The sequence below is a fragment of the Pedobacter zeae genome, from assembly GCF_014196715.1.
In the GTDB taxonomy this organism is placed as follows: domain Bacteria; phylum Bacteroidota; class Bacteroidia; order Sphingobacteriales; family Sphingobacteriaceae; genus Pedobacter; species Pedobacter zeae.
The window spans coordinates 1,150,350-1,173,857 of the sequence record NZ_JACIEF010000001.1; the positions used below are offsets into that span (position 1 = coordinate 1,150,350).

Sequence of the window (23,508 nt, forward strand, 5' to 3'; positions counted from 1 at the left end):
ATTACTTAAATTAGTTTAACATGGATTTTTTTTTAACGTAACGTTTTAGCTAAAAATGCTTCTAATTCATTTCCCCGTAGGTTTTTTGCTATAATTTTTCCCGATGGATCAACAAGATATGAAGTAGGGATAGCCTGTACCTGGTATTTTTTTACCGTTTCCCCGTTAAAATCTTTTAGTTCCGAAACGTGGGTCCAGGTTAATCCATCAGCCTTTACCGCACCCAACCAGGCTGCTTTATCGGTATCTAAGGAAATGCCAATGATGTCAAAATTTTTGCTTTTATATTTATTGTAAACTTTAACTACGTTCGGGTTTTCCTGGCGGCATGGCTGGCACCATGAAGCCCAAAAATCGATCAGTACATATTTTCCTTTATAATCTGATAAACTTACCGGCTTATGATCTGCAGTATTAATCGTAAAAGCAGGCGCAACCTGTCCTACCTGAACAGCTTTTAATAGGGCCATCTGTTTTACAAAAGTATCTACAGTGGCATTGCCTTTAATTTCTTCTTTAATCTCATCTGCAAACTGCACCAGCTCGGCTTCAAACTCCTGCGGACTTAAAGTATTCATTGCGTAAAAACTGGCAAGTGTTCCTTTATTATCTTTAGCAAATTTAATGATTTGTGTATTAAGCTGGTTGATATACGATTCGTACTGTGGTTTCATCGATTCTAACACCGCTGCCCTGTTTTGTGGCTGTGTTGCAACTTTTGCCTCAAAATCTGCCTGCAATTTTTCTACCTGTTTGGCGAAATTATTTCGGATGGCATTCAGTTCTGAGAGTTTATCTACTTCATTTGCACCGGAGATTTTGTAAGCCATGGTTTTATCGGCTATATCGGCTTCCAATTTGATATCGTCGCCGTTTTTTGCAATGAACATAAATTCATGGTTACCCAACGATATCCTGAAAAAATCAACCGATGGTGTTTTGCGTGTGAACTTAAATTCTCCCTTTTCTGATAAATTGGTCGAATCAATTGCCACCATGTTGCTGTTTTGCATTCCATATAAAAACACTTTCTTCTCTGTTCCAGGATTGATGAAAGTTCCTTCAATGGTAAAGCTGTCTTTGGGTTTGCACGCCGTGAAGGCGATCGCGATCAGCATAAATATGCTCAATTGTTTTAGTCTCATTATTTCAGTTTTTCAAGTATTAATCCATTTAATTTTTTAGCATCGGCTTTACCTTTGGCCAGTTTCATTACATCGCCAACAAATAAACCTAAAACGCCTTTTTTTCCTTTCTTGTACGCTTCTACCTGTTGAGGATACTTATTTAACACTTCATCAATAAAAGCACTTAATTCATCTTCGTTTTCGGAAATGAGCAAATTTAACGACTGTGCTAAATCGGTCACTTTTGCGTCTTCCTGTAATTCAACTGCCGGTAATAACTGTTGAACCGCAATCTGCTGGGTAATTTTTTTATCATCAACCAGGTTGATCGTTTCGGCCAGTTGTACGGGTTTTATGTTAAACCCGGCAATGTTAATCCCTTTTTCATTTAAAATAGCCCTTACCGGACCGATTAACCAATTGATCAAACTTTTCTTATTGTTTACAAAAGGTTTGGCCGTATTGAAATAAGTGAGCAGATCCAGATCCTCTGCAAATAAGGCCGAATCGGCCTTACTGATCCCAAATTCAGCCATCATTTGTTCTGAAATCTCATTCGGCAGAAGAGGCATCAACGATTTGATTTCTGCCAGCCAATCGTCCGAAATGTAAACAGGCTGCAGATCGGGATCTGAAAAGTAACGGTAATCATTTGCTTCTTCTTTGGTACGCATAGGGGAAGTAATTCCGCTATCCGCATCAAAATTCAAGGTGCTCTGGATGATCTTCCCACCATTAGTGATAACTTCTACCTGGCGGCTAAATTCGAAATCCATAGCCCTGCGCACGTTACGCATGGAGTTTAGGTTTTTTACTTCACAGCGGGTTCCAAAGCCTGTTGTACCACTTGGTCGTATAGAAATATTGGCATCGCAACGCAAGCTGCCCTCTTCCATATTACCGTCGCTTACATTTAAATGCCTCACCAATTTCCTGATTTCGCTCAGCAACACCGAAGCTTCTTCCGAACTTCTGATATCGGGCTCGGTTACAATCTCAATTAATGGCACACCTGCACGGTTTAAATCAACCAGCGAATAATTATCATCCTGGTCGTGGATACTTTTACCTGCATCTTCCTCTAAATGGATCCGGTTAATCCCAATCTTCTTTTTAGAACCATCTGCAAGCTGGATTTCTAAAAAACCATTTACACAGATCGGTTGATTATCCTGCGTAATCTGATAACCTTTCGGTAAATCGGCGTAGAAGTAATTTTTTCTATCGAAATGATTCACCTGATTGATGGTACAGTTTAAGGCCAGCCCTATCCGGACAGCTTTTGCAACCACTTCTTTATTAAGTTTAGGTAAGGCACCGGGCAAGGCAAGTGAAACGGTTGATATATTTTGATTGGGTAAAGCTCCGAAAGCTGCACTATCAGCTGAAAATATTTTAGTATGCGTATTTAACTGAACATGGATTTCCAATCCTGAAACGAGTTCGAAGGCAGTTTGGGGGCTTGTTTCTTGTAAAGGCATTAAAGCTTCGTATTAGGGTAAGTTTTGTTAACCACAGCTTTGCCGTTTAAATACGGATTAATCTATGGTTAACTATTATGGTGTCAAATATAGTTATTATTTGGTTTTTCGTTAAAAAAGGCTCGATGGAGAAATTTTTAGAAACTCCTGCCATGGCAAACCTCCTGCTCCAACTAAAAGGATTTTATCTGGCTTATACATTTTGCTAAAAGCATGCATGCCAGATGTGCCACTAACCAAACCTGTGCTTTTAACCTCCAGGCCAATTGTTTTACCGCGTTTTTCTAAAACAAAATCTATCTCATCATTTCTATGGCGCCAGTAAAATACCTTGTATCCTTCTACAAAAGAAGAGTTTAGCAGGTGCGCCCCGATTGAAGATTCGACCATTCTTCCCCATTCTGCGGGTTGTTTCCTTATTTCCTCAAAAAGCTCATTTCTCTGTGCACTCACCAATGCATTGTTATGTACCTGGAATTTAGGACTTGACGAACGTTTACGAATTACGTCAGCCGCGAATTTTTCAATACCGCCCAACAAGCCTGCAGTATCTAACAATTGCAGATAATGAGACAAGGTAGTGGTATTACCGGCATCAGAAAGTTGCCCTAGTATTTTGGTAAAAGACAGTATCTGACTTGAATATAAACAACCCAATTCAAATAAACGTTTCATTAAAGCAGGTTTATCTACACGCGTGAGCATTAAAATATCTTTCGAAATACTGGTTTCTATCAAAGCATTTGAAACATAGTTTTTCCAGCGCTCTTCATCTTTAATTAAACCTGCTGAGCCGGGATAACCTCCAAACCATACATACTCTTCGGCTGTAAAACCAAAAGCGCTTTCCATTTCTGTAAAGCTCCAGTGCCCCATATAGGTTAATTCGAAACGGCCGGCAAGCGACTCAGTAAGCCCCTGTTGGATAAGCAGCCTTGAAGATCCCAATAAAATTACTTTCAGGTTTACTTCATTCCGCACGTCTTCTTCCCAAAGACGTTTCACCATTTCACTCCAATTATCAATTTTCTGAATTTCATCAATTACAAGAAGGTATTCATCAACCCCAGTTTTTTTTAAAAGCTCCCTGGTATTATACCATATCAGTTCTATCCATGTTCTATCAGAAGCCGCAACAGCATCTGCAGATTCGAATATATAAGGCGTATCAATTCCCTTAACCAATTGACTGATCAATGTTGTTTTGCCTATCTGCCTAGGTCCTACAAGTACTTGAATAAACTTCTTAGGTTCATTCATTACTTTTTTAAGTTTCTGTAAATAAGATCTTTGAAACATAACTAACAATTTACTCAATACATTGAGTAAAATTACTCAATAAACTTAGTAATTCAAAAAGGTATCTAAATTCCTGTTAATAGAATCTTATATCAAGATATAACTAGGCCAAAAAAGGCAAAAACAAGTTCGTTATAATAAGTGCTGTAATCACTACACAATAAAAGGCTTTGAAACTGGTCTTTTTATTTAATAATTTTTGGCACGTATTTGGCATTGGATAAAAACACACACAAATTAAATTGGTTATGAAAAGATTATTTTTAATTGCTGCATTAATGATGGTTTCATTTTTCAGCATTCCGGCAAAAGCTCAGTTAAATGTAAATGTGAACATTGGTTCGCAACCCTTATGGGGACCTGTAGGCTACGATCATGTTGATTATTATTACCTTCCCGACATAGAAAGCTATTATTATGTTCCGAAGAGACAGTTCGTATACCTGAATGGAAACGATTGGGTTTTTGCTAATTCTTTACCCAGCAGATATAGTAATTACGATTTATACAGCGGTTATAAAGTAGTAGTTAATTCGCCAAGACCATATCTGAATTTCAGAAACGACAAGGTAAAGTATGCAAAATATAAAGGTAATAAAGGTCAGTTGATCATCAGGGATAGCCGCGATAGTAGATATTATGAGATAAAAGGGCATCCACACGGCATGCCTCCAGGACAGGCTAAAAAAATCTTTGGAAAAGAGAATAAAGGCAAAGGCCATGGAAATGGCAAACATTAGCCTGTCATATTAAATTAAGTTAAAAGGAGCTTCGAAAGATGCTCCTTTTTTATTTCTCTGTTACAATAGAAGTTTTGGCACAGCGTTTGAATTAATGAAACACACACACAAATAAATAGATTATTATGAAAAAGTTATTCATCATCTCCGCGATTGTAGGTATCGTGGCTTTAACAGCTAATCAATCTAACGCTCAGGTAAGTATTAATTTAAACATTGGCACGCAGCCTGCGTGGGTTCCGGCGGGCTATCAAAGTGTTGATTATTATTATCTCCCGGAGGTACAATCCTATTATTGTGTGCCGCAAAGACGATTTGTTTATTTAAGCGGAAGCAGGTGGATACGTTCGAGGTATTTACCGGCCAGGTATAGAGGTTATGATCTCCATCACGGAAGGAAAATCGTAATGTACGGAAATAATCCATACCGTAATTTTAATGAACACAGGGTAACCTATATTAGCCGTAACAATTATTACCGTTCATCTTATGGTGGCGGAGACAGGATCAGATACAATTCGCCCCGGTATGATTACAGACCGCACCGCGAAAAAAACTGGCATCGTGAAGGACGTGGAGATTTCATGTTAAGAGGCCACGGTCATGGTGGTGGAAAACACGGCAGACATTAACATAAAAAAACAAAAAAGAGGCTCTAGGGCCTCTTTTTTACATTCAAAGTGTTATCTTGATTTATTTTATGGTTATCTCATTATTGATGATGAGGTATAAAATTTTCTGCTTTTTCCAGCACAGTTTTTAAGCCGGCCGGATTTTTGCCCCCTGCGGTTGCATAAAAAGGCTGTCCGCCACCACCACCCTGGATTTCTTTACCCAGTTCGCGTACGATGTTCGAGGCATTTAATCCTTTTTTAACCAAATGATCAGAAAGCATTACGGTTATACCTGGTTTCCCATCAATTTCTGTTGTAAAAATAAGGAAAAGGTTATCAATCATGTCTTTTAAAGAGAAAGCCAGGTTTTTAATTGCTTCTGCACTTTGCAGGTCGATGTGTTTGGCAATCAGGTTGATTCCGTTAATTCCTCTAACATGGTGTACAATTTCATGTTTTAAATTGTTTACACGTTCCAATGTCGATTTTTCGATTTCCTTTTTCAGTTTGGCATTCTCATCCAATAAGGCCTGAACAGATGCAGATAAATCCTTGCTTCCGTTTAATAAAGCCTTTAAATGCCCCAATTCTCTTCTCTGATCGAGGAAAAATTGTTCAGCCTTATCGGCAGTAATGGCTTCGATACGGCGAACACCTGCTGCTACTGCACTTTCTGAAACAATTTTAAAAGAACCAATCTGTCCGGTGGCTTTTACATGCGTACCACCGCAAAGCTCTTTGGAAAAATGATCATCGAAGGTAATCACACGAACAAAATCTCCATATTTTTCACCAAATAGCGCAGTTACACCACTTTCAATTGCATCCTGATAGGGAACATTGCGCTGCTCTTTAAGTTTAATGTTCTGGCGTATTTTTTGGTTTACAATAACTTCGATCTGGGCCAACTCTTCATCAGTTACCTTTGCAAAATGAGAAAAATCAAAGCGCAGGTAATCGGCGTTTACCAGTGAACCTTTCTGGTTAACATGTTTGCCCAGCACCTTTTTAAGCGCTGCATGCAATAAATGCGTTGCTGAGTGATTATCTTCTGTTAAAATACGTTTATCTTCATCTACAACCGCCCAGAATTTACCTTCTAAATTATCAGGCAAAATGTCGGTAAAATGAACTGTTAGTCCGTTTTCCTTTTTGGTATCAGTGATATCTACCCAGAACTGGCGGCTATGGTCTTCTAAACGGCCGGTATCACCTACCTGACCACCGCTTTCTGCATAAAAAGGCGTTTGTCGCAGCACAATCTGGTATTGCTCTTTGCCCTTAGCTTTAACTTTACGGTATTTTAAAATCTCTGTTTCAATTTCCAGGTCGTCGTATCCTACAAATTCACTTTGATCTTCGGCATTTACTACAATCCAATCGCCTGTGTCAATAGCTGTTGCGGCCCTACTGTCGTCTTTTTGTTTTTTCAACGCCTGCTCGTAACCAAGCAGATCAACACTCCAGCCTTTTTCCCTGGCCATTAGCTCGGTTAGATCGATCGGGAAACCGAAGGTATCTGATAATTCGAAGGCAAAAGCTCCTTCAACTACGTGATTGGTGGCCTGGTATTTTTCGAAACGCTGAATCCCTGTCGACAAGGTCCTCAAAAAAGAAACTTCTTCTTCTAAAACTACTTTTTGAACAAAATCCTGCTGAGAGATCAACTCATCAAAAACGCCTTTAAATTGTTCGGCCAATAAAGGAACCAACTGATTTAAAAACGGCTCTTTAAAGTTTAAAAAAGTATAGGCATAACGTACAGCCCGGCGTAAAATCCTGCGGATTACGTAACCGGCTTTGTTGTTGGAAGGCAACTGGCCATCGGCAATAACAAAAGAGATGGCGCGGATATGATCAGCCATTACGCGCATGGCAATATCAGTTTTCTCGTCAGCCCCGTATTTAACGCCTGCTTTATCAGAAATAAATTGGATCAGCGGCTGGAAAACATCGGTATCGTAATTGGATGTTTTATCCTGTAAAACCCGTACCAAACGTTCAAAACCCATCCCGGTATCTACATGTTTAGCCGGTAAACTTTGCAATGCCCCATCTTTTAAACGGTTAAACTGCATAAATACGTTGTTCCAGATTTCTATCACCTGTGGATGATCTGCATTTACCAGCGAAGCACCGTCAACTAAAGCTTTTTCTTCGTCGGTACGGCAATCTACATGGATTTCAGAGCAGGGGCCACATGGTCCGGTATCGCCCATTTCCCAGAAATTATCTTTTTTGTTTCCTGGTAAAATATGGCTTTCATCAACATATTGTTTCCAAAGGTCGTAAGCTTCCTGGTCTTTTTCCAGGCCTTCTTTTTCATCGCCTTCGAAATAGGTAACATATAATTTTTCTTTCGGGATTTTATAAACTTCGGTCAATAACTCCCAGCTCCAGGCAATGGCCTCTTTTTTAAAATAATCGCCAAAGCTCCAGTTGCCCAGCATTTCGAACATGGTGTGGTGGTAGGTATCGATACCTACTTCCTCCAGGTCGTTATGTTTACCGGAAACGCGCAAACAGCGTTGCGTATCTGCAACACGAGAATATTTTACGGTGGCTTCTCCTAAAAACAAATCTTTAAATTGGTTCATACCTGCATTGGTAAACATCAATGTAGGGTCGTTCTTAACTACAATCGGTGCTGAGGGAACAACATGGTGCTGTTTCGATTCAAAAAAACTAAGGAATGCCTGTCTAATCTCTTTTGCTGTCATTTCAATATTATTGGAGGCAACAAAATTAAAATTTTATTGCGTTATTAAGGAAAAATCGACCTACATTTGAATACTTTAATTAACCGATATAAAACACTCATAATCAAGCACAAGTTATGCCGTATAAAGAAAGGGACATTAATAAAATGTATTATACCATGGGCGAGGTGACTGAAATGTTTAATGTAAACGCGTCGCAGATCCGTTTTTACGAAAAAGAATTCGATATCCTGCAACCTAAGAAAAACAAGAAAGGCAACCGCTTATTTACTCCCGAAGATATAGAGAACCTAAAGATCATTTTCAATTTGGTTGATGAAAAAGGCTTTACCTTAAAAGGCGCGAAGGAATACTTAAAGAACAATAAATCGGATGTGAAAGAGAACCAGAGAATTATTGATTCATTGGAAAAGTTGAAAAGTTTTTTGGTCAACCTGGCTGAAGAACTTTAGGCAGCTATTTGATTTGTACATCGGTTAATTGCATTAATTAAAGCGTTTTAAAAATACATTTTTGTAGTTTTTTATTTATTTTCCTATATTAGGATCAACAATACAAAAATCACCCTATTTTTTATTAACCAGTTTAACTCCTGCTTATGAAAATATGGTGTGCATTGTTGCTCTTCTCTTTTCCCTATTTTTTATTTTCCCATAACCATTTTGGTGGCTGTTCTTTCGTAATGGTTAACCATGTAGGTACCTGTGCAAATCCTTTTGGAAGTATGCCGGCTCCCAGCCGGGAAATGGCGATTGTACAGGTTTTTAATTTTTATGATCAATTTCTAACCAGGAGGGATCATGCGCTTTAAGAGCTTAATAGCCGGGTTTGTAATGATCGGATTCATGGCAAATGCCCAAACCAATACTCAGGAGACAGATATACGTGATATTTTGGAGAGCATGGCCGAAAGCCTCCCGGATGATTACGATATGACGGAATTGGTAGATGTATTGGAGAAATACCGTAAACATCCAATTAACCTGAACCGAACTACGGTTGAAGAATTGAAAACACTGGTTTTCCTATCTCCCCTGCAGATCGGGAACTTCTTTAACTATATAAAAGAAAATGGCCTGCTCGAGGATGTGCTCGAATTACAAAGCATTGATGGTTTTGATATTAAAACCGTACGTACCATCCTGCCATTTGTAACGGTGAACAATATCACGGAATACCGGCAACTCCGCTTTAAAAATATGATAAATGCTGGCGGAAATGATTTGATGATGCGTTTCGCACAGACCTTACAAAAACAAAAAGGGTATACAGATTTACCCGGTAACCGGTATTTAGGCTCGCCCGAAAGATTCCAAATGCGCTACCGGTATCATTATAGTTCAATTCTATCAGCAGCCGTAACTTTTGACAAAGATGCTGGCGAAAAATTTATAGGCAAACCCTTCGATTTCTATTCAGGCAATATCACCTTATTAAAATTAGGTAAGCTAAAAAAATTGGTGCTTGGGGATTATGCATTGCAATTTGGGCAGGGTTTAACGTTATGGTCGGGTTTTTCTTTCGGCAAAGGTCCCGATGTAACCAGTGTAGCTAAAAAAGATTTAGGTTTAAGACCTTATAACTCTACCAACGAATATTCTTTTTTTAGAGGAACTGCTGCAACAATTAACTTATTTAAGAATGTAGAGCTCACTCCTTTTGTTTCTTTCCGTAATCTTGATGCCAGTCAGAAATCAGATTCCGAAGGAAATCTGATTCAGTCTACAATTAATCAGACCGGATTGCATAGAACACCCACAGAGATTAAGAATAAAGGCGTGCTGCCACAAAGCGTACTGGGTACAACCATTCAATATACCAAAGATGAATTTGCGGTTGGTGCAATTGCTTATCATACCCATTACAGGAATCGTTTTGTTACACAAACAGCAGCCTACGACCGGTATAGTTTCACAGGAAAATCGTTAACCAACCTGGGCTTGTTTTATAATTATACCTATAAAAACATGTATCTCTATGGCGAGGTGGCTAAGGGTTTAGTTGGTGGAGTTGCCTATATTAATGGTATCCTTATCAGTTTGTCTCCAATCGTTTCTGCTGCCTTAACTCATCGTAATTACGCTAAAGATTACCATAGCTTCTTTAATCAGGCGGTATCCGAATCAACCGAAGCGGTAAATGAAAAAGGCTTATATTTTGGCTTAAATATTAATCCAAATAAACATTGGGCATTTTCTTTTTATGGCGATTATTTTAGGTTTCCGTGGTTAAAATACCGCATAGATGAGCCATCAAAGGGTTACGAGGTTTTAGCTCAAGCCCTTTATACACCAAGCAAAACCGTTAAAATTTTAGTTCGGTTCAAAACAGAACATAAACAACAAAATACCGATTTGGATGTTGCTGTAAATTTTTTGGATGATGTAAAAAGAGAGGGATACCGGGCAGAGGCATCCTGGCAATTAACTGATAATTGGCGCTTTCAAAATCGGATAGAGGTTTCTCAATATAAAAAAGGTAGTGCCAATAGGGCGTTCGGCTATCTCATTTTTCAGGATATAGACTATTCGCCGATGTTTGCCAGGCTAACCGGAAATGTGAGATTTGCCTATTTCAATACGCCAGGCTATAACAGTAGAATTTACGCCTACGAAGATGATGTGTTGTACAGTTTTGCTTTTGGTATGTATAGTGGAAAGGGTGTTCGTACCTATTTGAACCTAAGGTATAATGTAATCAAGAGACTAAGTTTTTGGATGAGGTATGGCTTGTTTGTGTACAGGGATGTAGAAACGGTAGGGACTTACCTGGATGAAATTAAAGGCAATAAAAAATCGGAAATTAAAATCCAGTTACGTTATCAATTTTAAACAATGTTTAAATCTGAATATGTTTTTGTCAGGATCCTTTTCCCCTTTCTTTTAGGTATCTGTGTTTTTTATTTCTTTCAGATGAGCCTATATATTCAGCTATTCACTGTAATGCTGCTTGTTATTTTACCGGGCACTTTATTTCTAAACATTACCTATAAAAGATTAAGCATATATCGTTATAAAGGAACTATTGGGCTTTTAATTTTTCTACTTTTTTTCAGTCTTGGCGCTTTGCTCTGCTTGCTCAATAATGAAAGCCTGAACCAAAGTTACTTCGCCAAAACTCCCTGCAATTACTTAAAAGTTTGGGTGAATGATGAACCACAACAAAGCAATACGCTCTTGCGCTTTAAAGCTAAGGTAATATCAGGATATCAAAAAGATAAACAGGTGCGGCTAAGCGGACAGATGCTTATTACCTTAAGATTGGACAGCATAAGCCCCATAAAACTTAAATATGGCGACGAAATTATAATTCCGGCTAAATATACAGTGGTAGAGCCTCCATATAATCCTGCAGAATTCGATTTTAAAGCCTGGTTAGGTAGCCAGAATATTTACCACCAGGCATTTATGGATCAGGACCACATTGTTATCAATAAAAATAACATTAGTAACCCCATTATAAAGAGGGCTTTAAACTTAAGGGAAAAACAGGTTGCAAAATACCGGAGACTGATTAAAAACGACGAGGCTTTTGCCGTGGCCTCTACTCTTATTTTAGGCTACCGGGCCGATTTAAATCAAGAAACTTTATCGGCATATTCCAGAACAGGAACCATTCATGCTTTATCAGTATCAGGGGCACACGTAGCGATTATCTATGTTGTTTTAGATTTGCTGTTCTTTTTTTTGAATAATAACCGGGCATTAAAGATGCTGAAACTCCTGCTTATCTGTGCTTTGATTTGGGGATATGCTTTGTTAACCGGACTATCCCCTTCCGTGGTTCGCTCGGCCATAATGATTACTGTTTTAATCATGGCCAAAGGTTTATCAAAGAAAACAAACAGTTATAATGTTCTGGCCTTTTCAGCCTTTTGCCAGTTGGCTTATCATCCATTTTTAATCTGGGATGTTGGCTTCCAACTCTCCTACCTGGCTGTATTTGGTTTAATTTATCTTCAGCCTAAAATTTACAACCTCCTTTATGCTGGGCCAAATTGGATAGATAAATTATGGAGTTTTACCTCTATGTCTTTAGCTGCACAAGTAGTTACGTTTCCATTAAGCATTTATTATTTCCATCAATTTCCGCTTTACTTTCTTTTTGCCAATCTTTTGATTACCATCCCATTGATATTAATGATGTATTTAGGAATTGTAGTCTTAATTCCGCCATTCGGTTTCCTGTCCCCGGTTTTAGAATGGATCATAAATTTTACCAATGCCGTACTGAAATGGATGGCCAGTTTACCGTATGCCAGCTTTTCATCCATATGGATTAATTTACCCGAATTAACCTTATTGAGCCTTTTTTTGGGATTGGCCGTTTATGCATTGGCCAAATTTAATAAACAACTTTTGTTCACTTCTTTATTGTTATTGGTTTGTTATCAGCTTTTGGTTATGTGCGACGGTTTAAAGGCTTTTCACCAAAGGAAAATCATTTTCTTTTCCCTCAGAAAAAACTATGCGGCTGCTTTTATTAATGGAAAAGAAGCTGTTTTAATTTCAGATCTTACCAGAGAGGATAAAAACTATTCATTTTCTATTGAACCGGCATTAACCCAACTACAATTAAACAAAATACATTTTATTAATGTTAAGAAAGACACCGTTTTAGGGCATTTTGTACTAAAGAATAACCAGATTGCCTTTTTTCAGTATAAGTTACTCCTGCTTGATGAAAACCTGAATGGTAAAAAGATAGATGGAAATGCTACTTTTTCAGGCATCTGGTTAAGTGGAAATACAAAATTCAATTTTGGCAATATGGGTGCCGGTATAAGATATAAAACGGCAATAATAGATGCCACTAATAAAGAGTATAAAATTCAGGTCTTAAAGCGGCAAATGGAGAATAATCATATAGAAGTATATGTTTTAAAGAAAAATAAAGCATATTTGGTACAACTAACACAATAAGATGGAAAATCTGGTTTTATATCAGGTTGCTGAAAGAATAGCAACGATAACGATCAATAGGCCCGAAAAGAAAAATGCGCTGAACCCTCGACTTATAGCCGAATTAACTTCAGCCTTTATCCAGGCATCAGAGGACGACCTGGTAAAAGTAGTCATATTAAATGCAAATGGAGATGCTTTTAGTGCTGGTGCCGATTTAGCATATCTTCAGCAACTACAGCACAATACATTCGAAGAAAATGTTGCCGATTCAAATGCGCTCAAAAAACTCTTTACCACCATTTATTATCTGCCAAAGGTGGTAATTGCCCAGGTAGAAGGCCATGCCATTGCTGGTGGCTGCGGTTTAGCCACAATCTGCGATATTGTTTTTGCCACTCCTGAAAGCAATTTCGGTTATACCGAGGTAAAAATAGGTTTTGTTCCAGCTATCGTTTCCTGCTTTTTAAAACAAAAGGTAAGTGAATCCATCGCCAAGGAAATTTTACTGACCGGAAAAACATTCTCTGCTGAACAGGCACTTAACTATAATTTAATAAATTTTGTAACAAATTCATCAGATATTCATCAAAAGACAAGAGAATTTGCACTAAGTTTGTGTTCAGGGAGTTCAGGTAATTCATTAATGATTACAAAACAGCTGATTACCCAAACGGTTAATCCTTATTTAGAAAAAAGCTTGGAAACCGCGGTACAAATCAATGCCAGGGTGAGGGAAAGCGAAGATTTTAAAAAAGGAATCTCTTTATTTTTGAAAAAAGAAAAAATCAATTGGTAAATAACTAAACTAAAATAAAAACATGTTCAAATCAATCAAAACTGGCATCGTAGCGTTAATCTTAGTAAGTACTGCTATAATTGCTCATGCACAAAAGAAAATTGCTGAAGGTACTTTGGTATTTGCGGTAACTGCCAATGGCTCTACAACTGATATTAAAACTAAATTTAATGGCAGCTTAACCAAAATTGAAATTGAAAATGGCCCGGCATTGGTTAACATCATTTCAAACACAGCAGATAAAACCGGATTATTATTGATCGATGTTCCGGTAGCACAAAAACAGTTTGCAGTAAAAGTAAGTAAAGCGGAAACGGAAGCACAGGAAGCATTGTTGCCAAAATATTCTGATTACAAAGCCACTGGCGAAAAACAGGTAATTGGCGGGTTTAATGCCGAAAAATATACCTACAAAGACGACAAAGGCGGAGCGCATGAATTATGGGCTACTAAAGATGTTGATATCACTGCAGTTACCAATGGCGGTTTCTTTAAGGGTTTGGGCGCTTTTCCTGTAAAATATTCGGCAGTAATTAATGGCGTAAATTCAGACCTGGTTCTGAAATCTCTTTCTGAAGCCAAGGTAGGTGCCATTACCACTGAAATTCCTGCTGGTTACGAAGTAGTAACTATGGAGGAATTGAAAGCAATGCAAGGTGGAGGTGAATAATTAACCAATTCCAGCTAAATTATAGCTTTTTAACTGCGGGCTTTTTATTTAAATTAGCCTGAAAGTTAAAAAGCTTTTTTTATGTCTAAAAATTATATATGATTAAAAACTTATTACTCAGATTATCAGTATTTTGTATTGGGATATGTGCGCTAATTGATGCCAAAGCCCAAGGCATCAACTGGGCAAAAGATGGCAACTCCTATTACCAGATTGCAAGCGGAGAAATTATTTTGGTTAGCCTCCCTAAAAACGACAGAAAAACAATTATATCGAGGGCACTGTTAACCCCTGCCGGGAAAGATAATGCCCTAGCGGTTAGAAGTTTTCAGCTGTCTGATGATGGTACAAAAGCACTCATCTACACCAACAGTAAAAAAGTTTGGCGGTACGATACGCGTGGCGATTATTGGCTGGCTGATTTAACAGCCAACAAGATTACCCAGATTGGGAAAGATAAGCCTGCATCCTCATTAATGTTTGCAAAACTATCGCCTGATGGAAGTAAAGTGGCCTATGTAAGCAAACACAATTTATATGTAGAAAATATTGACGGGACCGGGGCTAAAGCGTTAACCACTGATGGCACCGACCGGATGATCAATGGTACCTTTGATTGGGTTTATGAAGAGGAATTTGACTGCCGGGATGGTTTTAGATGGAGCCCTGACGGGAAATCAATAGCTTATTGGCAGATTGATGCAACCAAAATCAAAAATTTTTTGATGATCAACAATACCGATTCTATTTATTCGTACACCATCCCGGTGGAATATCCAAAAGTGGGTGAAAACCCATCTGCCTGCAAAGTTGGGGTAGTTGATATTGCCTCTGCAAAAACAAATTGGTTAAATGTTCCGGGCGATAATATCCAGCATTACATTCCAAGGATGCAGTGGGTTCCGAACAGCAATACAATCATTTTGCAGCAGCTTAACCGCGAGCAGAACGAAAGTAAAGTATTTATCTGCAATGCCGTTACAGGTGATGCAAAAGCGGTGTATACTGAAAAGGCAAAAACCTGGATCGATGCCCAGGACGAATGGAAATGGCTCAATGATAATAAAGAGTTTACCATTGTATCAGAGAAAGATGGCTGGAAGCACCTGTACAGGATCAGTATTGATGGAAAAAAAGAGACGTTGGTTACGAAAGGCAATTACGATGTAATCGATGTAAAATTGATGGATGTAAAAAACAATATGGTTTACTTCCTGGCATCGCCAACCAATGCTACACAAAAATATCTTTTTAAAACCAAGCTGGATGGAAAAGGAAAATTGGAACAGGTTACCCCTTCTATTCTGCCTGGAACGCATAATTACGACATCTCTCCAAGTGCAGCTTTTGCGCGCCATAATTATAACAGTTCTATCGTTAGGCCAATTGCCGAGTGGATGAATTTCACAACAGGCAATCCTTTAACCATGGATGGAAGTATTACCACGCAATTATCCAAACAGCCGGCGGCTAAAAACAATGTGGAGTTTTTCAAGGTAACAACTGAGGATGGCATTGAAATGGATGGCTGGATGAAAAAACCTGATAATTTTAATCCGGCTAAAAAATATCCGGTCGTATTTTATGTTTATGGTGAACCTGCCGCACCTACAGCGGCAGATACGTATGGCGCAGGAAGAAATGCTTTATACGCGGGCGACATGGCCAAAGATGGTTATATCTATATTTCAATGGATAACAGGGGTGCCCCTGTACCAAAAGGAAGCACCTGGCGTAAAAGTATTTACAAAAACATCGGTGTGATCAATATCCGCGATCAGGCAATGGCAGCTAAAAAATTATTGGCTACCAACGCTTTTATGGATAAAGACCGTGTGGCCGTTTGGGGCTGGAGCGGTGGTGGTTCATCTACCTTAAACCTGATGTTCCAATATCCTGAAATTTACAAAACAGGTATTGCCATCGCTGCGGTTGGTAACCAGTTAACTTACGATAATGTTTACCAGGAGCGTTATATGGGTACACCTTTTCCAAGTAAAGAAGCTTATGTAAAGGGCTCTCCTGTTACTTATGCCAAAAACTTAAAAGGAAATTTATTGTACATACACGGTACCGGCGATGATAATGTACACTATCAAAATGCCGAAATGTTGATCAATGAACTGATTAAAAACGGAAAGGTTTTTCAGTTGATGAGCTATCCTAACCGTACGCACAGTATTTCAGAAGGTGAAGGAACAAGCGAACACCTGTCGTTAACCTATACCAAGTTTTTAAGGGAAAATTGTCCTCCGGGGGCAAGATAAAGATTTTAAAAGCAGCTTTAGGGCTGCTTTTTTTATGCGATAAACCTTTGGATGAGCATTGCTGTTATAATGGCTATCCCGAAACTTAATAGGGTTCCGATCAGCACATATTCAGTAAGTTTCAGATCGTGTTTCTCTTTGAGATCACCAAATCTGAATATTGATTTTGCCGCGAGCAAAAAGCCAACTGCCTCAAAATGGTTGGTAAGAATAAACAGAAAAATCAAGGTTCTTTCCAGTATTCCGATGTATTTGCCCGCGTTCTCTAACGATTTAGGGCCATCTGGCTGATCAGGGATCCACTTGGCAATTATCACCTTCATCACGATTGATGTTGGCAGGGTTAAAAACAGAGTGCCCGAAATTAATATCCAGATACGCAGGTCATTTAAATAGGCAATATCCAGGTTTCCTTTATAAAAGAGATGCCACACGGCCACTATCGATCCAAAGTGCAATGCCTGATCTGCAAAAAATAGTATACGGGCATTTTTACTGTTTTGAAAGATCGATTTTAACGCATCGATAAGCAAATGGATCAAACCTATCGTTAAAGCTGTTTTCCAGACATTGAAATTTAAAAAAACAAGAAATATCAAAGCCATGTGCACTGCTACATGCAGATAAAGCTTTGGTGATTTTAACTTTTTTCTCTCTTTATCTTTTACCCAGGCATTTGGCTGCAAAAAGAAATCTCCAATTAAATGGGCAATAATTAGCTTAATTAAATAGATATCCATTATTTTAAGATCATTTGGTTCAGTTTTTTACGGTATAGCTTATCCACTTCCATTATTTCATTATAATGAGCGCGTTTTAGGGCCTCACTTACAGAAGATTGGGTTCTGCCCGAAATTGCTGCCAATTCGCTCTGCAGCCGGTTTTCGTTTTCCAATGCAAGTTTTACCATTTCAGCAGCTACTTCTCCCCAATTATCCATGGCAATAAGAGACAGTTTGATCAGAACATTCATCTCTTCATCAAAATCAGGGTTATCCGTTTTGATGGCCAGATTGGTTTTAGACTGTTTCAGGGTATCAAAGGCTGTACCCGAATGAACAAATGCATCGCCGCTTGATTCTGATAGTTTCCTTCTTTTGTTTTTAATTGTACCAATGCCAATGCCCATCCTCACATCGGCAGGCTTATTTACCCTGATACAGGCTTTAATATAGGCTGCAAGTTTGATGGCTTCTTCGGCCTCTACTCCTACCTGAAAACTGTCTCCGCGGAAAATTTCCCACCTGTTAGATTCTCCTGCTGCCAATTTCAACGCAGATTTTAGGTTCGATAACCAACTGTCTTTAATTCTTCTTGAACCTACAATATCACCGGTTATAATACAAATCATACTACAATATCGAACTTATTATCCATATTACAAAAAATAATATCGGCTAATTAGCCGATATTTCGATTTATCGGCTAATTAGCCGATATTTTAAATTATCGGGTATTTACCCGATATTGAACTAAAACTAATCCCTGAATTTATTGTTTAGTAGCTATGGCGTTGATCGAATTTACCAAAAGAGGCATTTATTGTAAGCAGGGCGATTTTTATATTGATCCCTGGTGGCCAGTAGATTACGCCGTAACTACACATGGACACAGCGACCACGTTCGGTTTGGAAACAAATATTACCTGTGCCATACTTTAACCAAACCCATCATCAAACGCAGGATCAGTGAAGATTTAAATGTAGAAACATTGGAGTACGGAGAAAGCATTAACCGTAATGGCGTAAACATTTGTTTTTTCCCTGCCGGGCATATTATAGGATCGGCACAGGTACGCCTGGAATACAAAGGTGAGGTTTGCGTGATCTCTGGTGATTATAAAATTGAAAATGACGGTATTACTACACCCTTTGAGCCTGTAAAATGCCACTCTTTTGTTTCAGAAAGTACTTTTGGCTTGCCGGTTTATAAATGGCAAAAACAGGAAATTGTTTTTAACGGCATCAGGAACTGGGTAAACGATAACATCAATCAACAGAAAACAAGCGTGTTAATTGCCTATAGCTTGGGCAAAGCACAACGTTTAATTAAGAACCTGGCAGGTGATATCCCTATTTATGTACATAACAGTATTGCCAATTTAAATGAAGTGATTACAGCAGCTGGCGTGAATATTCCGGAAACCATCAGAATTACACCTGAAACAACCAAAGATGAATTGCGGAAAGGAATTGTAATTGTACCACCAGTGATGCGGGATAGCCGCTGGATCAAAAATTTATCCCACCCGGTTACCGGCATATGTTCTGGCTGGATGCAGGTAAGGGCCCACCGCCGTTGGCAAAGTGCCGATGCCGGTTTTGCACTCAGTGATCATGCCGACTGGCCGGGCTTAATCGAAGCCATTACAGCAACAGGTGCCGAAAAAGTGTATGTTACCCATGGTTTTACCGCTGCTTTTAGCCGCTTTTTAAATGACGAAGGTATTGAAGCGGCAGAAGTTTTAACCCAATTTGGCCAGGAAGATGACGAAGAAAATAAAGTAGATTTAGCCGGGCAAAATGAAAATAAATAATCATGAAACGTTTTGCTAAACTGATCCAGCAGCTCGAACTGAGCAATAAAACCAACGATAAAATCGAAGCCCTGGTTGATTATTTTAATTACGCCGACGATAAAGATAAAGTATGGGTAATTGCCTTATTTACCGGTAAAAAACCCAAGAGACCGATTAAATCGGCGCTGTTGAAATATTGGGCGATAGCCATTACCGAAACCCCCGAATGGTTATTTGCCGAAAGCTATGCCAATGTTGGCGATTTAAGTGAAACCATTGCTTTGTTGCTGCCCCCGGCCGAAAACACATCAGATTTTCAATTGCATACCTGGATCGAAGAATTGCACGATCTTGAGGGTAAAGATGATGAAACCAAAAAAGAATTCATTTTAAGTGCCTGGAATAAATTAGAAACCCAGGAGCGTTTTATTTTTAACAAACTGATTTCCGGAAATTTCAGGATAGGTGTTTCCAATAAAATGCTGGTAAATGCACTAGCCAAACAAAGCAGTTTGGATAGTGCCCAGATTATGCACAGCATTATGGGCAAATGGAATCCTAATACCATCACTTTTCATGAACTGATTAATGGTATTCATGTTAATACCGATAATTCCTGGCCTTACCCCTTTTGCCTGGCCTATGCTTTAGAACAGGAACCTGAAAAACTGGGCGATATTTCGGAGTGGCAGGCCGAATGGAAATGGGACGGTATCCGTGGGCAGATTGTAAAAAGAAATGGCGAACTTTTTATCTGGAGCCGTGGCGAAGAACTGGTTACAGAACAGTTTCCCGAATTGCATTTTATGATCGATGTTTTGCCTGATGGTGTTGTTTTAGATGGCGAAATACTGGCGGTACAAGATAAACAGGTATTATCATTCAGTACCCTGCAGCAGCGTTTGAACCGTAAAACGATCAGTAAAAAACAATTGGAAGATGCTCCTATAGGTTTTTTTGTTTATGATATTTTAGAATATGAAGCCAAAGATTTTAGGGAGGAACCTTTAAGCATTAGGCGGAAAATACTTGAGCAATTGATCGGTGGCTTAAACGGAAGTCAGGTGATAATATCGCCCGTAATCAATTGCAAGTCGTGGCAAGAACTGGCTGATTTAAGACAAACTTCGAGATCGATCAACAGTGAAGGAATTATGCTCAAAAAATTGAGTTCTCATTATCATAGTGGCAGAAAAAGAGGCGATTGGTGGAAATGGAAAATCAATCCTTACACGGTAGACGCAGTCATGATCTACGCCCAAAAAGGAAGCGGCAGAAGGGCTAATTTCTTTACCGATTACACTTTTGCTGTTCGTGATGGGGAAAACCTCGTTACAATTGCAAAGGCCTATTCGGGATTAACAGATAAGGAAATCAAGGAAGTAAACAGTTTTGTAACCCGTAATGCAATTGAGAAATTCGGTCCGGTGCGTACGGTAAAACCTGAGCTGGTTTTCGAAATTGCTTTTGAGGGAATTGCTGAAAGTAAACGGCATAAGGCAGGCTTAGCTTTACGTTTTCCACGTATATTGCGGTGGCGAAAGGATAAAAAGGCAGATGAAATTAATACTTTGGAGGATTTAAGGCAATTGTTGCAATCAACGCTGTGAGGTTGTGAGACACAGACCAGGGAGTCAGGTTGGGTTGATGCAGGTTTGTCTTGCTGTTTAAACCCGACAGCAGCGATACCCTTTTTTGTTATTGATCATTAACATTTAAGGATAATCACAAAAAAGGTAAAGCATATGGCGGGACTGCTGTAACCAAAGCGCACTGTTATTGCTTTTCAAAAAAACTAAACTTATCAATATAAAAACAAAAAAAGCTAGACATTAAACATGGACCAAACCAAAACCAAAGGTTATAAAAAGATAAAAGCCTGGTTAAAGGCCAATAAACGCAGGCCTTTCCAGTTTCAGGAAGATGCCTGGCAGTATTATCTTAATGGCTATAGCGGTTTGGTTAACGCGCCTACAGGCTTTGGCAAAACCTTTTCTCTTTTCCTGGCTGTAGTGATTGAGGCTTTAAATGCATCAGAAGCCAACAGTAAAAAAGCAAAAGACCGTTTACAGCTGATCTGGATTACTCCCCTCCGTTCCCTGGCAAAAGATATTGCAAGGGCAATGCGTGAAACTTTATTGGAAGTAGAACTGGATTGGCACGTAGGCGTACGCAATGGTGATACTACGCAGGCAGAAAAAGCACAACAGAAAAAATCGATGCCAGAGATTTTATTGATTACCCCGGAAAGCCTGCACTTGTTACTGGCACAAAAAGGCTCTTCTACCCTGTTCCGGAACCTTAAATGCATTGTGGCGGATGAATGGCATGAACTTTTGGGCAGTAAGCGGGGTGTTTTGGTTGAGTTAGCGATTTCGCGGATCAAGGGCTTGCAGAAACTCGAAAAAAACCAGTTTTTAAGGGTTTGGGGCATTTCTGCTACCATAGGTAATATTGACGAAGCTCTAGACGTATTAGAACCTAATTTAGAAGCGAAACGTGTTATCGTTAAAGCCGATCTGGAAAAGAAAATCGCGATTAAATCTATTATCCCCGATGATATTGAAACATTGCCATGGGCCGGGCACCTGGGTTTAAAACTGGCCTATAAGCTATTACCGATTATCGAGAAAAGTAAAACTACCTTAATTTTCATCAATACCAGGGGGCAATCTGAAATGTGGTACCAGCATCTGCTGAACATCGAACCCGAATTGGCCGGACGCATTGCGATACACCATGGGTCGATAGATTTCGAATTACGCAACTGGATTGAAGATGCCTTGCATACCGGCCAGCTAAAAGCAGTTATTGCCACTTCATCATTGGATTTGGGCGTAGATTTTAAACCCGTTGATACCGTAGTTCAGGTAGGTTCGCCAAAGGGAGTAGCCCGTTTTTTACAAAGAGCAGGCCGCTCTGGGCATTCCCCGCACGAAACTTCTAAAATATATTTCTTACCTACTCATGCACTAGAACTGGTAGAAGCTGCAGCCATTAAAGAGGCTGCCAAAACCAATAATATAGAAAGCCGGGAGCCATTTATCATGGTATTTGATACTTTAATTCAATACCTCGTTACATTGGCTATTGGTGATGGTTTTGACGATAAAGTTATTTACAATGAAATCAAAAACACCCATGCATTCAAACCGATTCTCCCCGAAGAATGGAACTGGGTAATGCAGTTCATAACCTCAGGTGGCGACAGTTTAAGTGCTTATACCGAATTTAAAAAGGTAGAGAAAGAAAATGGACTTTGGAAGGTTAGAAGCCGGCAGTTGGCAATGCGCCACCGTTTACACATCGGAACCATTGTAAGCGATGCGATGTTGAAAGTAAAATTCATTTCGGGTGGTTACATCGGCATGGTGGAAGAATATTTTGTTACCCGCTTAAAAGCTGGCGATAACTTCCGTTTGGCCGGGAGGGTTCTGGAATTTATCCAGGTAAAAGACATGACGGTTGTAGTAAGGGTAAGCAAACAAAAAAATGCCATTTCGCCAAGCTGGAATGGTGGGCGTCTGCCCCTGTCTTCCAATTTAGGGTCAGTTTTAAGAAAAAAATACAATGAAGCACTAAATAAAACCCATCAGGATGAAGAATTGGATTCTGTTTACCCATTGTTTTTATTACAGGAAAAACGTTCTCATGTACCTCGAAACGACGAATTATTAATTGAGCTGATCAACAATAGAGAGGGATTTCATTTATTTGCATATCCTTTTGAAGGGCGCTTGGTGCATGAGGTTTTGGCAGCACTTGTAGCCTATCGTTTAAGCAAATTGCTGCCAATCAGTTTCTCTATTGCCATGAATGATTATGGTTTCGAACTTTTAAGTGAAACAGAAATCCCGATGGACGAATCGATTGCCTACGAAGTTTTCTCTCCTAAAAATTTAACGGAAGATATTACCTTAAGTATTAACGCTACGGAAATGGCCAGACGGAAATTCCGGGACATTGCCTGCATTTCGGGATTGGTTTTTCAGGGTTACCCCGGAAAATACGTGGCAAATAAACACCTCCAGTCATCAGCAGGTTTGTTTTTTAATGTTTTTAGCGATTATGACAAACATAATTTACTTTTGCGGCAAGCTTACGATGAGGTTTTTTATCAGCAGCTTGAAGAACCCAGGTTAGCTGCCGCTTTAGAAAGAATTCAGAATGGAGCGATAATCATCACCCATCCGAAAAGTTTTACGCCACTGTCTTTTCCGATTAAGGTTGACAGTTTAAGGGAGAATATGAGTTCGGAGGAATTGGAACAGCGGATTGCCAGGATGAAGGCCGAATCAGAGAAAATTAAATAGCTATACTTGCCTGTGGCCTGTCGAATTAAAAGATCCTTCGACAAGCTCAGGATGACCAT

General features: G+C 39.1%; 17 protein-coding genes. 11 read left to right on the forward strand and 6 right to left on the reverse strand.

Annotated elements, in window-relative coordinates:
• Positions 1-32: 32 nt before the first annotated feature.
• The 3 genes from GGQ60_RS04830 to GGQ60_RS04840 all read right to left on the reverse strand — a co-directional run bounded on the left by GGQ60_RS04830 (position 33) and on the right by GGQ60_RS04840 (position 3,907).
• Complete coding sequence (locus GGQ60_RS04830) at positions 33-1,145, reverse strand: TlpA disulfide reductase family protein (protein ID WP_183760400.1); 1,113 nt, start codon at positions 1,143-1,145, stop codon at positions 33-35.
• Positions 1,145-2,608 carry an Asp-tRNA(Asn)/Glu-tRNA(Gln) amidotransferase subunit GatB gene (gene gatB, locus GGQ60_RS04835; protein WP_183760402.1) on the reverse strand — a complete coding sequence of 488 codons (1,464 nt, stop codon included), beginning with the start codon at positions 2,606-2,608 and terminating at the stop codon, positions 1,145-1,147. The genes GGQ60_RS04830 and gatB overlap by 1 nt, the downstream gene beginning before the upstream one ends.
• 111 nt (positions 2,609-2,719) lie before the next feature.
• Complete coding sequence (locus GGQ60_RS04840) at positions 2,720-3,907, reverse strand: ATP-binding protein (protein WP_183760404.1); 1,188 nt, start codon at positions 3,905-3,907, stop codon at positions 2,720-2,722.
• Between the two features lie 248 nt (positions 3,908-4,155).
• Between GGQ60_RS04840 and GGQ60_RS04845 the strand changes: the two genes are divergently transcribed.
• Both GGQ60_RS04845 and GGQ60_RS04850 read left to right on the forward strand, forming a co-directional pair.
• Complete coding sequence (locus GGQ60_RS04845) at positions 4,156-4,647, forward strand: hypothetical protein (RefSeq protein ID WP_183760406.1); 492 nt, start codon at positions 4,156-4,158, stop codon at positions 4,645-4,647.
• Positions 4,648-4,772: 125 nt separating this feature from the next.
• Positions 4,773-5,279: a hypothetical protein gene (locus GGQ60_RS04850; RefSeq protein WP_183760408.1), complete on the forward strand. Its 507-nt coding sequence runs from the start codon at positions 4,773-4,775 to the stop codon at positions 5,277-5,279.
• Positions 5,280-5,359: 80 nt separating this feature from the next.
• Here the strand turns inward: GGQ60_RS04850 and alaS are convergent, their stop codons facing one another.
• Positions 5,360-7,981 (reverse strand): alanine--tRNA ligase, encoded by a 2,622-nt coding sequence (alaS, locus tag GGQ60_RS04855; protein WP_183760410.1) that lies wholly within the window; start codon positions 7,979-7,981, stop codon positions 5,360-5,362.
• A gap of 116 nt (positions 7,982-8,097) precedes the next feature.
• Between alaS and GGQ60_RS04860 the strand changes: the two genes are divergently transcribed.
• The 6 genes from GGQ60_RS04860 (at position 8,098) to GGQ60_RS04885 (ending at position 16,618) form a co-directional block, all read left to right on the forward strand.
• Positions 8,098-8,433 carry a MerR family transcriptional regulator gene (locus tag GGQ60_RS04860; RefSeq protein ID WP_183760412.1) on the forward strand — a complete coding sequence of 112 codons (336 nt, stop codon included), beginning with the start codon at positions 8,098-8,100 and terminating at the stop codon, positions 8,431-8,433.
• 381 nt (positions 8,434-8,814) lie between these two features.
• The gene (locus GGQ60_RS04865; protein ID WP_229685090.1) at positions 8,815-10,812 is read left to right on the forward strand and encodes a ComEA family DNA-binding protein; all 1,998 of its coding nucleotides are present in this window, start codon (positions 8,815-8,817) and stop codon (positions 10,810-10,812) included.
• Positions 10,813-10,893: 81 nt separating this feature from the next.
• On the forward strand, positions 10,894-12,903 hold the full coding sequence (locus GGQ60_RS04870) for a ComEC/Rec2 family competence protein (RefSeq protein WP_183760416.1): 2,010 nt from the start codon (positions 10,894-10,896) through the stop codon (positions 12,901-12,903).
• Between the two features lies 1 nt (position 12,904).
• The gene (locus GGQ60_RS04875; protein ID WP_183760418.1) at positions 12,905-13,681 is read left to right on the forward strand and encodes an enoyl-CoA hydratase/isomerase family protein; all 777 of its coding nucleotides are present in this window, start codon (positions 12,905-12,907) and stop codon (positions 13,679-13,681) included.
• Between the two features lie 22 nt (positions 13,682-13,703).
• Positions 13,704-14,351, forward strand: coding sequence for a DUF4412 domain-containing protein (locus GGQ60_RS04880; RefSeq protein ID WP_183760420.1), 648 nt, complete (start codon positions 13,704-13,706; stop codon positions 14,349-14,351).
• 98 nt (positions 14,352-14,449) lie between these two features.
• Positions 14,450-16,618 carry a S9 family peptidase gene (locus GGQ60_RS04885; protein ID WP_183760422.1) on the forward strand — a complete coding sequence of 723 codons (2,169 nt, stop codon included), beginning with the start codon at positions 14,450-14,452 and terminating at the stop codon, positions 16,616-16,618.
• A gap of 32 nt (positions 16,619-16,650) precedes the next feature.
• Here GGQ60_RS04885 and GGQ60_RS04890 read toward each other — a convergent pair whose 3' ends face one another.
• Entirely contained in the window at positions 16,651-17,358 is a 708-nt protein-coding gene (locus GGQ60_RS04890) for a DUF3307 domain-containing protein (protein WP_183760424.1), read from the reverse strand.
• Positions 17,358-17,969: a SatD family protein gene (locus GGQ60_RS04895; protein WP_183760426.1), complete on the reverse strand. Its 612-nt coding sequence runs from the start codon at positions 17,967-17,969 to the stop codon at positions 17,358-17,360. The genes GGQ60_RS04890 and GGQ60_RS04895 overlap by 1 nt, the downstream gene beginning before the upstream one ends.
• Positions 17,970-18,125: 156 nt before the next feature.
• On the opposite strand from GGQ60_RS04895, the gene GGQ60_RS04900 reads away from it, so the two are divergent.
• The 3 genes from GGQ60_RS04900 (at position 18,126) to GGQ60_RS04910 (ending at position 23,449) form a co-directional block, all read left to right on the forward strand.
• Entirely contained in the window at positions 18,126-19,154 is a 1,029-nt protein-coding gene (locus GGQ60_RS04900) for a ligase-associated DNA damage response exonuclease (RefSeq protein WP_183760428.1), read from the forward strand.
• 2 nt (positions 19,155-19,156) lie between these two features.
• Complete coding sequence (locus GGQ60_RS04905; RefSeq protein ID WP_183760430.1) at positions 19,157-20,746, forward strand: ATP-dependent DNA ligase; 1,590 nt, start codon at positions 19,157-19,159, stop codon at positions 20,744-20,746.
• Between the two features lie 228 nt (positions 20,747-20,974).
• Positions 20,975-23,449, forward strand: a complete 2,475-nt coding sequence (locus tag GGQ60_RS04910; protein ID WP_183760432.1) for a ligase-associated DNA damage response DEXH box helicase — start codon at positions 20,975-20,977, stop codon at positions 23,447-23,449.
• The last annotated feature ends 59 nt before the right edge of the window (positions 23,450-23,508 follow it).